Source organism: Chitinophaga sp. MM2321 (assembly GCF_964033635.1).
GTDB lineage: Bacteria > Bacteroidota > Bacteroidia > Chitinophagales > Chitinophagaceae > Chitinophaga.
In genome coordinates, this window is the sequence record NZ_OZ035533.1 from 2,569,501 (window position 1) to 2,584,520 (window position 15,020).

Below are 15,020 nucleotides of genomic sequence, written 5' to 3' on the forward strand. Positions count from 1 at the left end.
CCGGTGTTACTCCTCACTGATCTTGATGAGCGCAAACAGGGCATAGTTGATGATGTCAACATAATTGGCATCTATCCCTTCAGAGATCAGTGTTTTGCCCTGATTGCGTAGGATCTGTTTTACACGCAGCAATTTTGTGAGGATGAGATCTACAAAGGATTCCTGGCTCATATCGCGCCAGGCTTCGCCATAGTCGTGGTTTTTAGCTTCCATCACCTCCTTCACCATGTTAATATACTTTGTATACAGGCGCTCCACTTCTGCTACCGGTAAGTCCGTATAGGGGTTACCGTGTTGCTCCATCTGGATAAGACCTATGATACCATAGTTTACGATGCCTTTAAATTCCCCTTCTATATTATCATCTACTTTTTGTGTGCCGATTTCCTGTATATTACGAATGCGTTGGGCTTTGATAAAAATCTGGTCTACAACAGAAATGGGACGCAATACGCGCCATGAGGTGCCGTAATCTTTTGCTTTCTTGATAAAAATGTCCCTGCAAGCCACTATTGCAGCTTCATACTGTGCTAATGTATCCATGAATTCGTAATTTGTAATCTCTGTAATTTTTTCCTGCTTAGATTTGCAGGGCAAAATAAAGAATTTCGATGACACCACACCATATCAACATTTTACAGGAACCTGCTATTAACTGCAAGGGGCGGTTGTTGTCACTTGCCAGCCCGGTAGTGATGGGAATTATCAATGTGACGGATGATTCTTTTTATGAAGGCAGCCGGATGCATGGTTTACACCAGGTAGTGGAGAAAGCGGGGCAACACCTGGGGGAAGGCGCTACCATCCTGGATCTGGGCGCACAAAGCACCCGGCCCGGCGCAGCAATGGTCGGTGCAGAAGAAGAGATCAACCGGTTATTGCCGGCCATTCATGCTATCATCAATCATTACCCGCAGGCTATTATTTCTGTAGATACCTGGTATGCCGCAGTAGCAGAAAAAACCGTGATGGCTGGGGCTTCTATCATCAATGATATCAGTGCGGGCGACCTGGATGCGGGTATGATACCGCTGGCAGGTAAATTACAGGTACCGTATATTGCGATGCATATGCAAGGCAAACCTGCTACCATGCAGGAAAAGCCGCACTATGAAAATGTAGTACGGGAAGTGCTGGACTACCTGATTGCGAAAATGGCACAGTGCCGTGCGGCAGGCATCAAAGATTTTATTGCTGATCCCGGTTTTGGCTTTGGTAAAACACTGGATCATAATTATGCATTGCTGAAAGACCTGCGCCTCTTTCATGAAATTCTTGGCGCACCGGTATTGACGGGTATCTCCCGGAAGTCCATGATCTATAAACTATTGAACATTACCCCTGACGAAGCCTTGAATGGTACTACAGTGCTAAATACCATTGCATTGCAGCAGGGCACACATATTTTAAGGGTACACGACGTAAAAGCTGCTATGGAAGCGGTGAGGATAATAGAGAAAATAAAAGGTAACTAATTAGTATTTTTACAACTATGAAGGAAGTAATAGCGTTTTATGGATATGAGTTTCGCTGGCTGAATATTTTGGACCTGCTGATCGTAATTTTTTTAATCATTCAACTATATCGTTTATTAAAGGGAAGTCTTGCTTTTAATATTTTCGTGGGGCTATTGATGGTGTATGCTATCTATTTTCTTGTGAGAGCCCTGAAAATGATGATACTCACCACTATCCTGCAGAACTTTATTAATGTGGGGATCATTGCCATCATTATTATTTTTCAGCCGGAGATCCGGAAGTTTCTGCTGGTACTGGGCAAGAAAACGCCCTTGAGTAAAGACAGCTTCTTAACCAAACTGTTTTTACCTGATAAGTTTAAGAGTTATAAAGAAGAAGAAAACATTATCAACGAAGTTATTATCGCTGTTAGCCGTATGCAGGCCACCTATACCGGTGCATTGATTGTAATAGCCACTACCTACCGCTTGAAATTTGATACGGCCTCCAGTATTCCTATCGATGGTAATGTGAGCAGCAAACTGATAGAGAGTATTTTTGAAAAGCATAGTCCGCTGCACGATGGCGCCCTGATCATTGTAGGCAACAAGATCCTGGCCGCTAAAGTGATCCTGCCGGTTTCAGAAAACCCGAACCTCCCTACGCGTATAGGTTTACGTCATCGTTCCGCAGTAGGGATTACAGAACACAGTGATAACCTGGCCATTATCGTTTCAGAAGAGAGAGGGTCTATTTCCTATGCACGGGATGGAAAACTTGTACAGGATGTGTCGCTGGAAGATTTGAAGGTGAAGCTCTACGAAGTAATCATAGACCAGGATTAAAGGATTAACTGGATTTATAGGATGGATCGGGGAGATATAAGCGGAGATAGTTTGGATAAGATTTAAACACTGATCAGGTTATATATTGGAAGACAAAATATAGAGAGATAAAATATAAAAGATAAAAGCGAAAACCCCGTTTGGTAATTTACCAAACGGGGTTTTCGCTTTTATCTTTTATATCAGGGAAATCACAAAATCATTCACAGCCTTCGCTTATATCTCCCCGATCCATCCTATAAATCCAGTTAATCAATCCTTTAATCCTGGTCATTTGTGTGTAGGCAGTGCAGGAGCTGCTTCCGGAGCACCAGCTTTAATATCTACCAGTTGTACATCAAATACGAGGATAGAGTTACCTGGAATTGTTGGAGGGCTACCTTGTAAACCGTAAGCAAGTGTGGAAGGAACAACCAGTGTTGCTTTGGAGCCTTTCTTCAGGCCACTCAAACCAGCATCCCAACCTTTGATAACGAAACCGCGACCGATAGGGAATTTAATTGGTTCTAAAGGCATACCTGGGCGCAGTGTTGAGTCCTGGCTGGAATCAAATACTTTACCGGAAGTCAGTTTACCAGTGTAGTGAACATAAACGGTATCACCTGCATTCGGGGTATTACCGGTACCTTCCTGGGTAACGGCTACGTATACACCTTCTGCATTTTTGGTAGCGTTGATCTTATTTTTTTCCAGGTATTCCTTGATCAGTTTCTCGTCTTTTTCCTTTTGGCTGCTGGCAGAGAATTTACTTTCTACCGCGAAAGTGATTTTCAGTTTATCACCTTTTTTACCGAAGGGAGGACGTTCCTGTGCAGGTAAGGAATCCCATGGAATAAAGAAAGTAGCACTGTCACCTTCGTGCAGCAGGGCAATACCTTCCATCAGATCATATTTGTTTTGTGGTTTAGACACCAAAACGGGAATAGGAGCGCCAACGATTGTACGGGATGCGCCCAGCAGCGAATCATTGATCTTCTGGGTCACATTCATAAGGGCAGTATCTCCCAGCTTCAGTTGTGCACCGCTGCCGGATTTGTGAACGATATATTCAATACCGCCTGGTGTTTTTTTAACACCTGTTCCGCAGCTGGCTATCAGTAAGCCTAACGCTGCAACTAATAACTGATTGTTTCTTTTCATTTGATTGTATTAGTAGTTGATATACTCTCTTTATTGTAACAGATCCTCGTTTGCTTCTACTGCCTGAATAAACCTGTTCACGGTTTTCTCCAGTGAATCGGCGCTTCTGCCACCGGAAGCGTTGAAATGCCCCCCTCCTTCAAAATATTTGCGGGCAAAAGTGTTTACATCAAAATCACCTTTTGAGCGGAAAGAGAGTTTCACCTCTGAATTCCGGTCAATGATCAATGCAGCCATTTTTATGCCCTGAATGGATAACAGGAAATTTACCAGTCCTTCCGTATCGCCGGTTTGAAGATCAAACCTTTTGAGATCGGAATAAGGAATGGCGAGCATGGCGGTATTGTATTCATAGAATACTTCCATGCGGTTTAGCAGGCTGTGTCCCAGGAACCGCAGGCGGTTTTCCAGGAAATTGTCATAGATCTGCTGATGAATCACCTCATGACGCAGGCCCCTATCCATCAGATCCGCCACCATGCGGTGTACGCGGGCGGTGGTAGATGCAAAACGGAACGAACCGGTGTCGGTTACTGTACCGGCGTAGATACATTGCGCAATATCAAGGTTAATATACTGCTCATCTCCCAATTTATAAATAGTTTCATAAACAAGTTGGGCAGTTGAACTCGCTGCGGTATCACTCACACCATAATCGAAGCTCGGACTAGGCTCCAGGTGGTGATCAATCAGTATTTTGATGCAATCCAGCTTTTCCAGATGCGGCGCCAGGTTCCGGGTACGGTATAAAGCGTTGAAGTCCAGGCAGAACAAGAGTTCTATCCCTTTCAATGCTTCTATGGCCCTGTCTGTAGACGATTCATAATCGATCACCCCGTCTGCACCGGGCATCCATTTTAAAAAATCCGGGAAATTGGTAGGAGATATTACAGTTACATCATGCCCCTTCTGTATTAAGTAGTGGTACAATGCTAACGAAGATCCCATCGCATCCGCATCCGGCTTCTGATGCATTGTGATAACCACTTTCTTCGGACTCTCCAGCAAAGGCTTAATTTCCTCTATCGACTTCATTCAAAAACTGTAATGTTAAGAGTAATATCTTGTCACAACCAAGTGTTTGTGACACAAAACGAAGTGCGAAGATCTTTATTTGACGCAGAATTTCAAAATTTTTTACCACTAAAGAAAATGTAATTACTTTTGCGGCCTAATCTGTAATTCGGAATAACACAAAATATGAGCAACAGAACATTTACAATGATCAAGCCTGATGCGGTAGCAAACGGGCATATTGGTGGCATTCTTGACATGATCAATGCTGCCGGCTTCCGTATCGTAGCCATGAAAATGACCCAGTTATCATCCGGTAAAGCGGGCGAATTTTATGCAGTGCATAAAGAAAGACCTTTTTATGGTGAACTGGTTGAATTTATGAGCAGCGGTCATATTGTAGCAGCTATCCTGGAAAAAGACAATGCTGTAGAAGATTTTCGTAAACTGATCGGTGCTACTAACCCTGCTAACGCAGAAGAAGGTACTATCCGTAAAAAATACGCTGAGTCTATCGGTCGTAACGCCGTTCACGGTTCTGATTCCGATGAGAATGCTGCGATAGAAGGTGACTTCTTCTTCAGTGGTCTGGAAAAATTCTAGTCATACTGCAGCAGTTTTACAAAATTTAACGGCCGGCTTCTTTTTAGAAAGCCGGCCGTTTTTTTATGCATACAATTAGTTGATTATTAATGATCAGTAATGTTTATTTGAAGTAAACCCGTATATAAACGGACATTTGGTAGTATTAATGCGCCAAATGACTGATCCTGCCCTCTTTTTATCTTCATAAAAGTATAAAAACCGGGCATTTATCTACAAAGTTGACTGTAAAATAGTGAATCATAATCATCTCATTATTATATAATTAGATAGATAGAGCTCATGTGTTACTTTCAACAAAAGCTTAATTTTCAAATTCTACTACTAAATCGTCCTGTTGTACCATCATTCCCTCTGCCAACAGCACCGCTTTCACTTTCCCATCACGGGTAGCTGTTACCGTTGTTTCCATCTTCATGGCCTCAATAATAAACAACGGTGTGTTTGCCAAAACGGGGGTACCGGCACTCACCAGCAAGCGGGATAATTTACCCTGAAGTGGTGCGCCGATTTCGAGTAACTGGTTCATGACCTTCCTGTTTATTGGCAGCACACTCTTTACCGAATGGTCCCTTACCTGTACCCGGCGGGCATATCCATTCAGCTCAAAAACCACTGTTCGCATACCGCTATCATCCGGAGGTAAAATATAGAGCAGCTTAACAATGATGGTTTTACCCTTGCCTAAAGTGATGAGGATCTCTTCGCCCATCTTCAGCCCATAAAAAAAGGCCGGCGTAGGAATCGCCTCCACATTACCATATATCATTGCATGGTGGTAATATGCATCAAATACTTTAGGGAACATATGATAGCTGAGATAGTCGAGATACTCCGCATGCGGATACTGCTGCAGGAAAACGGCGAAGTCGGCATCAAAGTCAACCGGTGGCAGGTGTGCATTGGGCTTTCCCTGCAAAGGCGCTTCGCCTTTCAGCACAATCCGTTGCAGTTCAGCGGGGAAGCCACCATAAGGCACGCCCAGGTCGCCCCGGAAGAACCCCTTCACAGAGGCCGGAAATGCCAGGTTGCGGCTTTCGTCCATCACATCTGCTTCCGTAAGTTGGTTGCTGGTCATGAAAAGCGCCATATCACCCACCACTTTTGAGCTGGGGGTCACTTTTATCAGGTCGCCAAACAACCGGTTCACGGCGGTATAATTCTTTTTGATCTGTTCCAGTTTGTCGCCCAGTCCCAATGATTCGGCCTGTTGCCGCAGGTTGGAATATTGTCCGCCCGGAATTTCGTTTTCGTAGATCTGTGCGGTCCCCGCCTTCATATCGGATTCAAACGGATAATAGTAACCGCGTACATCTTCCCAGTAATTACTATACTCGTTTAATGAATGCAAATTCATATTACTGCGGCGCTCATGGTTATCAAGTATAGCCACCATAGAATTAAGGTTGGGCTGGGAAGTAAGACCGCTGAGGGAAGCCACTGCGCAGTCTACTACGTTTATACCGGATTCAATTGCTTTGAGGTAGGTGGCTGCCTGTACCCCGGCAGTATCGTGGGTATGCAGTACGATGGGTAGCTTCACGGCATCCATCAGTGCGGGGATCAGTACGGTGGCTGCCTGTGGTTTCAGCAAGCCGGCCATATCTTTTACGGCCAGCATATGTGCGCCGGCATCTTCCAGGCGTTTAGCCAGGTCTACATAATATTGAAGTGTATATTTTTTGCCGGTTGGCTGCAACACATCACCGGTGTAGCTGATGGCTGCCTGTGCCAAAGCGTTGGTACGTTCCCGTACAAAACGGATGCTGGGTTCCATAGCATCCACCCAGTTGAGCGAGTCAAAAATGCGGAACACATCGATCCCGTTCTCCCAGGATTTTTCGATGAACTCTGCGATCAGGTTTTCGGGATATGCCGAGTAGCCGACGCCGTTAGAACCGCGGAAAAGCATCTGCAGCAACACATTGGGCATCGCCTTGCGCAACTGTTGCAGGCGCTTCCAGGGGCATTCATGCAAAAAGCGCATGGCCACATCAAAGGTAGCGCCACCCCATACTTCCATAGAAAATACCTGCGGATTATTGCGGGCATACCCTTCGGCTACCGACAACAGGTCTTTGGTACGTACGCGGGTAGCCAGCAGGCTTTGGTGTGCATCCCGGAAAGTGGTATCGGTAAAGTACACCGGTTTTTCCTGCCGCAGCCATTGTGCAAACTTATCCCGCCCCATTTCTTCCAACAGGTCTTTGGTACCTTTTGGATAAGGTTGCAGGGAATCGAATGCCGGGATCATGGGTATTCTGAAACGGTGACCAGGATCTTTTTCCTTCACATCGGGATGACCGTTTACCGTTACATCCGCCAGGTATAGCAGCGTTTTGGTGCCACGGTCGCGGATCTGGGATAGTTTAAACAGCTCCGGATGCTGGTCTATAAATGCTACGGTACAATTGCCTTTACGGAAAGTATCGTTGGTGATAACATTTTCGAGGAAGCGGATATTTGTTTTCACACCACGGATACGGAACTCCCGCAAGGTCCGGTGCATACGCCCGGAAGCGCCTGACAGCGTGCGGCCCCATGCGGTAACCTTTACCAGCATGGAATCGAAGAAGGGTGAGATCTTCACACCGGAGTAAGTACTGCCTTCATCCAGCCGGATACCGAAGCCACCGGCATTGCGATAGGCAATCACGGTACCATAGTCAGGGGTGAAATTATTTTCAGGATCTTCAGTAGTAATACGACACTGAATAGCAAAGCCATTCAGGCGTACATCATCCTGATCTTTTAAAAATATTTCGGGATCAGACAGGTGATGTCCCTGTGCGATGAGGATTTGTGAGCGTACAATATCAATTCCTGTCACTTCCTCTGTTACCGTATGCTCTACCTGGATCCGCGGATTCACTTCTATAAAATAGATACGATGTGTTTTGTCCACCAGGAATTCTACAGTGCCCACGTTGTTGAAGCCAACTTTGCGGGCCAGTCGTAATGCGTACTCATACAGCTTCTCGCGGGTATGTTGCGGCAGATTGGGGGATGGCGCTATTTCCACCACTTTCTGAAAGCGGCGCTGTACGGAGCAATCGCGTTCATAGAGGTGTACAATATTACCATGGTGATCTCCCATGATCTGTACTTCTATATGTTTGGGTTCTTCTATAAATTTTTCTATGAAGATGGTATCATCTCCGAAAGCTTTGGAGGCCTCGCTGCGGGCTTCGAGGAAAGATCTTGCCAGGTCGGCTTCCTTACTTACCATGCGCATCCCTCTGCCACCACCGCCGGAAGCAGCTTTGAGCATAACGGGAAAACCTATACGATTTGCTTCACTGATAACGGTAGCCACATCTGTGAGCGGTACGCGGCTGTCTTCAATCAGTGGTACTTCTGCTTCGCGGGCAATGACTTTGGCCGCCACTTTATCACCCAGTTGTGCCATAATTTCGGGTGACGGGCCTACGAAAATAATTCCTTCTTCCCGGCAGCGGCGTGCAAACTGCACATTCTCGCTCAGAAATCCGTACCCCGGATGGATGGCGTCTACTTCCTGTGATTTCGCCAGGTTGATGAGCCCTTCTATATCGAGATAAGGCTTCAGCGGATCGTCATCTTTCCCAATCTGATAGGCTTCATCTGCTTTATACCGGTGCAGCGAATAGCGGTCTTCGTATGTAAATACGGCGATGGTCCGGATCCGTAATTCAGCGGCTGCTCTTAATACACGCACCGCTATTTCACCACGGTTGGCAACTAATAGCTTCGTTATCTTTTTAATCGATTGATCTGACATGATAGAGGTTCTTGCACTAAAAATAGGGTAAAACTTTTAACTTGCTACTATTATGTGGGCATCATTCCGGAAACTATTTAAAGGATATTTGAAGTTGGAGCGATCAATGTCGGATCATTCCATTGAAGCATATTTGCGTGATGTAGAAAAACTGGAACAGTATCTAACCGGCCATGGTAAAGGCAATTTGCGACCACAGGATGTAACGCTGGCAGAATTGAAGGCGTGTGTGCAATGGATTGCGAAACTTGGTATGACTGCTACCTCACAAGCGAGAACTATTTCGGGGATCAAGGCATTTTATAAATTTCTCTTGTTGGAAGATATGGCAAAAGAAGATCCAACCCAGTTGCTCGAAGCTCCCAAGATCCAGCGGAAGCTACCGGATGTGCTGACATTTGAAGAAATTGAAAAGATGATTGCGCAGATTTCGCTGGACACTGCTGAAGGCCACCGCAACAAAGCGATCCTGGAAACGATGTACAGTTGCGGACTCCGGGTGAGTGAAGTGATTAACCTGCAGATCACGCAGCTGCACATGGATGTTGGTTTTATCCAGGTGATCGGTAAGGGAGATAAAGAGCGGCTGGTACCAATAGGCAAAGATGCCATGCGACAAATAGATATTTACCGGCGCAATGTTCGTATACACATGCCCGTTAAACATGGAGAAGAAGATACTTTATTCCTCAACCGCCGGGGCAGTGTACTAAGCAGGGTGATGATTTTCCTGGTGATCAAGGAGCTGGCAAAGAAAGCGGGTATCGTTAAAAATGTATCACCCCACACCTTCCGGCATTCATTTGCCACCCACCTGATAGAAGGCGGCGCCGATCTCCGGGCCGTGCAGGAGATGCTGGGACATGAAAGTATTACTACCACAGAAATCTATACACATCTTGACCGGGAATACCTCCGGGATACGTTGATGCGCTTCCACCCGAGGTTTTAAAAAAGAACAGCTGCCGGGGAAGGCAGCTGTTACTACTCGAAAGCGGGGTGCTCAAACGTAGGGGAAGGCTTTACAATCAACTAACTTCGTTGGGTCACAAACATCCAATGCTCTTTTACAACAAGTGTATACGGGGCGTTCAAACGCAGGGGAATTCTTTTATCATCAGCTTTGCGGGGTTGATCATCCGTAAATGATCCTGTTTTTTCCTGCGGTTACCTCTGAAGGATATCATTTCATTCAGCCACTCATTCAACTGGCCGGAGGCTTTTTTTACCACGGAAGGTTTGTAATCGATATCCAGGCAACTGCATGGGGCAATATCGCGTCGCTCCCTGGCTGTTGCATCCTGTTCATCTTCTTCCCATATCAGCTGATCATTGTGGTAGATCTTAAAATATATGTCCGGGCCCATATTGCGGCGGCTGGTTTTTAGAAGTTGCAACCCACCGTTGTACAGGTTCTTCCGGGAAAAGTGCATAGTGTATCTGCCGGATTCATTGGTAAATGCGTGTCCGATCATTTGTCCGGATAAAGCATTATAGGCTTCAACTTTCAGGCGAGGCTGCCCGGAAGAAGCATATTGGTGCTTCACCATACCGGTAATGACCCAGGCACCGGCGTTGCCGCAGATGGTATTCCAGGAAGCAGATGGAATAACATAGGCGTAGGCACCCACATAGCCTTTGTTGTTACGTTTCCAGTGGGGCACTACTTTACTCAGGTGATAGTTGCGTGGCTGGTGGCTGGCATTATCACCGGGCATTCTGTCCAGGCAAAGATCCAGGTCCAGTGGTTCCGTAAAGAGATGTACCTCTTCCCAGGCAAGGGTAAAATTCCCGTGGCTGTCGAGGGTTGCTTCCGCCAGCAGGCGGTCCGCTTTCATCAGCACTTCTTTGGCAGACAAGGGCCGGAGATCATTGAACATGCCAGTTGCCACTGCCTGTCTATCTGCCGGATACCGGGTATCTGGTAAATAGACACGGATGCGTGTATTAGCTAAGGGCTCTATACAATCATCACAAATAAGTGCAGAGATGTTTCCAATTAACAGGTAACTCATAATTTTATTTTTTTAAAAAAAAGGGGGTTAACGAGCTTAACCTAATGAGCTGTTTAAGGTAACAGCCAGACCCTCTGCATACTACTTACAATAAACAAACAAGGTAGAAAGGCCAAATTGAAAATTCCGATTGATGCGATGAGTACAGTTAAGTACCTACCGATTGATGACACAAAGATTAGTCAGAAAAAGTAAGGAGTCAAGCGTTATACAACTGAAAAAATGGAATGCGTATTTCTACGCAATTTTGGGTGGCCGCTACGTAAATATGCCTGGATCAGACGGGGGTTATTTGGCATAAAACGCAATACTACTGCATGTTACAGCTGTTTTTTGGGATGATTTACACGGACTGGCAGTATATATGACCCTATTGGAAAGGTGAAATTTTATAATAATTTTACCTCCAAACTAAAACTACCCACTATGAGCGAATTTACAAAAAGGCCGATCCCTTCGGATGCGGGCGGGTTCATTTCCCGTGAAGAAATGGATGTACTCACAAAAAATCACGATGACGAGCATGCTAACCAAAAATCTCTTAACGGACATATTAAAGCCATGTGCTTTGGTAAGGATAAAGTGGTGGAACTGCTGAATCATCCTGATTGTACAGCATTGCGTATCTATTACGGTGTAAAGATTGATACCGATGGTGATGGTATAAAAGAAAAGAAAATGATCCTGGTTGCCGTAGATGCAAATGGTAACGATATTCTACCTCCCTCCGGTGATGCCGCCACAGGGTCAGTAGCAAAAAGCATGTCATCCGCACTCATTCTGGACCAGGGTTTACCATGTCCTGATTATTGCGGTGGAAATCCTCCTCCTCCTCCTCCCAAACCTAATAAACCATAAAGCTTCCAAGTGAGTCACACAATATTTATTACCATATTTTATATTATGCTGGGGGTCGAAACATTGATTTTGATCCCCTTCATAATGAAGTACCAGCAATTCGACACCCCTACGAAATGGGTCTTCTACTACATATTGAGCAGTGTGATATTTGCAGCAGGATCAGCTATTCTGGCTGAAATTTTCAGAAATAATATGTGGTTTTTCAGTGTGATGCATTTCGTACAATTTGTAATCCTATCCGTATTCTATTATCTATGTATTAACAACCCGAAGATTAAAACAGTGATTAAAATAATGCCCGCCATCATTTTAATCGTATTTGCACTTGATTTCTTCAAAATTGAAGGTATCCGGTCTTACAACTCTATTTCCGCCGGTATAAAATCTATTATCATCCTTGCCTATGGCGCAATATTTTTCCTTCAGTTGCTGGCAGACAAAGCCCTGATTGAACGTGCTATCTACATCAACAGCTTACCGGTTTTCTGGTATAATGCAGGCCTCTTTCTGTATTTTTGCAGTACCTTTCTATTCTCTCTGAGTTACAATCTTATCCAAGGCAGCGGAATAGGGAACCTGGAAATGACACTAACCTTAATATCAATTAATTATATAGTTGGGATAATATCAATGATTCTGCTGTATATTGGTCTTTCAAAAATTAAAAGATTCGGGTATGCAGATAATTGATATTATTGTAATTGGTACTACAGTAATGTTAATCCTGGGGGTCATTGTGATATTACTGGTAATGCTGCAACAAAAGCAGGTTATCCAATATAAACTTGCTATCAGAGATAAAGACTTACAGCTCCAACGTGAACGCCTCATCGCAGTTTTACAAGGTCAGGAACAGGAAAGAAAAAGAATAGCGGAAGACCTGCACGATGAAGTAGGTGCACAGCTTTCTGTACTGAAACTCAACCTGGGTGGCCTGCAGCCCCTTCTCAAAACCGGTAACGGTGAAACCGAAAGGCTCAAAGAAACCAAAGATTTCACCGACACTATTATCCAGCAATTACGGTTTATCTCCCAAAGTCTGCACCCGCAGGCACTGGACAACCTGGGCCTGGCACATGCGCTGGACTCTTTCTGCAACCTGATGAATAAAAACAAACAGGTGAAAGTGTCTTTCCATAAAACCACTAACGGGCAAACGGTTGACAGGGAAAAAGCACTCAACGTATACCGCGTGGTACAGGAACTGCTCAATAACATCCTGAAACATGCCGAAGCACAGGAAGTAACTATCACTTACCAGACCAGTCCTTCCCTGCTGACCATTACCGTAGAAGATGATGGCAACGGCCAGCTACTCCCCTCCCTGGAAGCATCCAGGAAAAAGACCGGGAGCCTTGGCCTTAAAAATATTGGCAGCCGCCTGAATATTATCGGTGGAAATATTAACTTCACTGCAAGAACACCACAAGGTACCACCGCTACTATCAGTGTAGAAAATTACCAGTCGCCAACACATAATAGTTGATACTTATGTTGTTTTATTACTAAATTGCCATCCGGTTGTGATGTACCCACTTGTAACAGCATGACTTGCAGTAATTTATTAACAATAAAATAATAGAATTTCTCTATAAACCGTCCACCTATGGCGCACATTAAAGTGGCAATTGCGGATGATCATAAAATTTTCCGCAGTGGAGTGATCAACACATTGATTCCGTACGAAAATATCAGCTTCATTTTTGAAGCAGATGATGGGGTGCATCTATTACAGATCATGGAGCAACAACAACAGCCGGACGTTATTCTCATGGATCTTAAAATGCCCAACATGGATGGCATTGAAGCCACTATTAAGGTAAGAGAGAAATACCCGGATGTGAAAATTATCATCCTGACCATGTATGAAGATGATAACTTTATTATACATCTCATGGAAAACGGTGCAAATGCCTATCTGTTAAAAAATGCCGAACCCGAAGAAATTTATGAAGCCATCTGTACTACCCATGATAAGGGTTTTTACTTTAATGAAAATGTAAACCTGGCACTCCTGAAAAAGGTGTTGCATAAAAACAAACAACAATTTAAACCTACACTCAAAAACGAAATCCACCTAAACGAGCGCGAAGAAGAAGTATTAAAACTCATCTGCGGTGAATACACCACCCAGGAAATTTCAGAACAGATCTTCCTGAGCCCCCGTACCGTGGAGGGTATCCGGCAAAAACTGCTGGAAAAACTCAGCGTAAAAAACAGCGTAGGCCTTGTACTGTATGCATTTAGAAACGGGCTGATTGAATAACCACCGGATTGCACATCCGGATTTGATTTTGCCACCAATTAAAATCACTTAATATGAGAACTTTACGAACCTTTGCGGCAACAGCAGGCGCAATGCTGCTGATGTACGCCGGCACAACTTTAGCACAGGGAATTAAAATGCCAGCTCCCAGTCCTTCACAATCTGTAAAACAGGATTTTGCTTTATCCAGTGTAGAACTGAACTACTCCCGCCCGGTTAAAAAAGGCAGGGTGGTAATGGGCGACCTGGTACCTTACAATAAAGTTTGGAGAACCGGCGCCAACTCCGCTACTACCCTTACTTTCGGTGAGGATGTAAAATTCGGTGGCGTTGATGTGAAAGCCGGTAAATACGGTTTGCTCACCATCCCCGGTGCCAAACAATGGACCGTGATCCTCACCAGCAGCCTTGATGTAACCAGCCCCGCTGCCTACAAACCAGAGAATGATGTGGCCCGCGTAAAAGTTACGCCGGTAACCGTGCCTGTCTCCCAGGAAAGCTTCAGCATTGAATTTGAAAAGGTATTGTCTTCCTCCATGGTCCTCTCTATCAACTGGGACAAGACCAAAGTTCCGGTGGTGATCACTGCTGACATTGACAGCAAGATCATGTCGCAGATCGACGAAGCCATGCAGTCTGACAAGAAGCCTTATTTCCAGGCGGCTGTATACTATTATGAAAACAACCGCGATATTAAAAAAGCGGTAGAATGGATTGACCTGGCAGCAGATCAAACCCCGGATGCATTTTGGGTATGGTACCAGAAAGCCCGGATCCATGCTAAAGCAAAAGACACGAAAGGCGCCAAGGAAGCGGCTTTGAAGTCTATTGAGCTGGCTAAGGCAGCAAAGAATGATGATTACGTAGAGCTGAACAACAAGCTGCTCGCAACAATAAAATAATAAAAAAGTTACCATTGGCAGGCGTGAGCAATATGCTTACGCCTGCTTTTTTGTTGCTAACAAACAGATAACGGTTGCGTATATTAAATTAATGTACCTTTGTTTTCTGAAAAAGAGAATGACATAACTATAAGCTGCAACCCCCGGCGACCCCTGA

At 44.8% G+C, this 15,020-nt stretch carries 14 protein-coding genes; 9 read left to right on the forward strand and 5 right to left on the reverse strand.

Going from position 1 to position 15,020, the window contains the following annotated elements; translation table 11 throughout:
* Window positions 1-6: 6 nt before the first annotated feature.
* Window positions 7-543 carry a DUF1599 domain-containing protein gene (locus ABQ275_RS10085; RefSeq protein WP_349318169.1) on the reverse strand — a complete coding sequence of 179 codons (537 nt, stop codon included), beginning with the start codon at window positions 541-543 and terminating at the stop codon, window positions 7-9.
* Between the two features lie 68 nt (window positions 544-611).
* On the opposite strand from ABQ275_RS10085, the gene folP reads away from it, so the two are divergent.
* Together folP and ABQ275_RS10095 are read left to right on the forward strand one after the other, a co-directional pair.
* On the forward strand, window positions 612-1,475 hold the full coding sequence (folP, locus tag ABQ275_RS10090) for a dihydropteroate synthase (protein WP_349318170.1): 864 nt from the start codon (window positions 612-614) through the stop codon (window positions 1,473-1,475).
* A gap of 17 nt (window positions 1,476-1,492) precedes the next feature.
* Window positions 1,493-2,302 (forward strand): diadenylate cyclase, encoded by an 810-nt coding sequence (locus tag ABQ275_RS10095; RefSeq protein WP_349318171.1) that lies wholly within the window; start codon window positions 1,493-1,495, stop codon window positions 2,300-2,302.
* Between the two features lie 270 nt (window positions 2,303-2,572).
* On the opposite strand, the gene ABQ275_RS10100 is transcribed toward ABQ275_RS10095, so the two are convergent.
* Together ABQ275_RS10100 and ABQ275_RS10105 are read right to left on the reverse strand one after the other, a co-directional pair.
* On the reverse strand, window positions 2,573-3,442 hold the full coding sequence (locus ABQ275_RS10100; protein WP_349318172.1) for an FKBP-type peptidyl-prolyl cis-trans isomerase: 870 nt from the start codon (window positions 3,440-3,442) through the stop codon (window positions 2,573-2,575).
* Window positions 3,443-3,472: 30 nt separating this feature from the next.
* Window positions 3,473-4,477, reverse strand: a complete 1,005-nt coding sequence (locus tag ABQ275_RS10105; RefSeq protein ID WP_349318173.1) for a DHH family phosphoesterase — start codon at window positions 4,475-4,477, stop codon at window positions 3,473-3,475.
* A gap of 165 nt (window positions 4,478-4,642) precedes the next feature.
* On the opposite strand from ABQ275_RS10105, the gene ABQ275_RS10110 reads away from it, so the two are divergent.
* The gene (locus ABQ275_RS10110) at window positions 4,643-5,059 is read left to right on the forward strand and encodes a nucleoside-diphosphate kinase (RefSeq protein WP_349318174.1); all 417 of its coding nucleotides are present in this window, start codon (window positions 4,643-4,645) and stop codon (window positions 5,057-5,059) included.
* Window positions 5,060-5,363: 304 nt separating this feature from the next.
* Here the strand turns inward: ABQ275_RS10110 and ABQ275_RS10115 are convergent, their stop codons facing one another.
* The gene (locus ABQ275_RS10115; protein WP_349318175.1) at window positions 5,364-8,819 is read right to left on the reverse strand and encodes a pyruvate carboxylase; all 3,456 of its coding nucleotides are present in this window, start codon (window positions 8,817-8,819) and stop codon (window positions 5,364-5,366) included.
* 94 nt (window positions 8,820-8,913) lie between these two features.
* On the opposite strand from ABQ275_RS10115, the gene xerD reads away from it, so the two are divergent.
* Window positions 8,914-9,771, forward strand: a complete 858-nt coding sequence (gene xerD / locus ABQ275_RS10120; RefSeq protein WP_349318176.1) for a site-specific tyrosine recombinase XerD — start codon at window positions 8,914-8,916, stop codon at window positions 9,769-9,771.
* Between the two features lie 139 nt (window positions 9,772-9,910).
* Here the strand turns inward: xerD and ABQ275_RS10125 are convergent, their stop codons facing one another.
* Window positions 9,911-10,834: a hypothetical protein gene (locus tag ABQ275_RS10125; protein WP_349318177.1), complete on the reverse strand. Its 924-nt coding sequence runs from the start codon at window positions 10,832-10,834 to the stop codon at window positions 9,911-9,913.
* 426 nt (window positions 10,835-11,260) lie between these two features.
* Here ABQ275_RS10125 and ABQ275_RS10130 point away from each other — a divergent pair, with 426 nt between their 5' ends.
* From ABQ275_RS10130 to ABQ275_RS10150, 5 genes are all read left to right on the forward strand, one after another.
* The gene (locus ABQ275_RS10130) at window positions 11,261-11,692 is read left to right on the forward strand and encodes a hypothetical protein (RefSeq protein WP_349318178.1); all 432 of its coding nucleotides are present in this window, start codon (window positions 11,261-11,263) and stop codon (window positions 11,690-11,692) included.
* Between the two features lie 84 nt (window positions 11,693-11,776).
* Window positions 11,777-12,385, forward strand: coding sequence for a hypothetical protein (locus tag ABQ275_RS10135; RefSeq protein ID WP_349318179.1), 609 nt, complete (start codon window positions 11,777-11,779; stop codon window positions 12,383-12,385).
* Window positions 12,372-13,181 (forward strand): histidine kinase, encoded by an 810-nt coding sequence (locus ABQ275_RS10140; protein ID WP_349318180.1) that lies wholly within the window; start codon window positions 12,372-12,374, stop codon window positions 13,179-13,181. The genes ABQ275_RS10135 and ABQ275_RS10140 overlap by 14 nt, the downstream gene beginning before the upstream one ends.
* A gap of 120 nt (window positions 13,182-13,301) precedes the next feature.
* A complete protein-coding gene (locus ABQ275_RS10145) occupies window positions 13,302-13,961 on the forward strand; it encodes a response regulator transcription factor (RefSeq protein ID WP_349318181.1) in 660 nt (219 codons plus the stop codon).
* Window positions 13,962-14,014: 53 nt separating this feature from the next.
* Window positions 14,015-14,863 carry a DUF2911 domain-containing protein gene (locus tag ABQ275_RS10150; RefSeq protein WP_349318182.1) on the forward strand — a complete coding sequence of 283 codons (849 nt, stop codon included), beginning with the start codon at window positions 14,015-14,017 and terminating at the stop codon, window positions 14,861-14,863.
* Window positions 14,864-15,020: the final 157 nt, after the last annotated feature.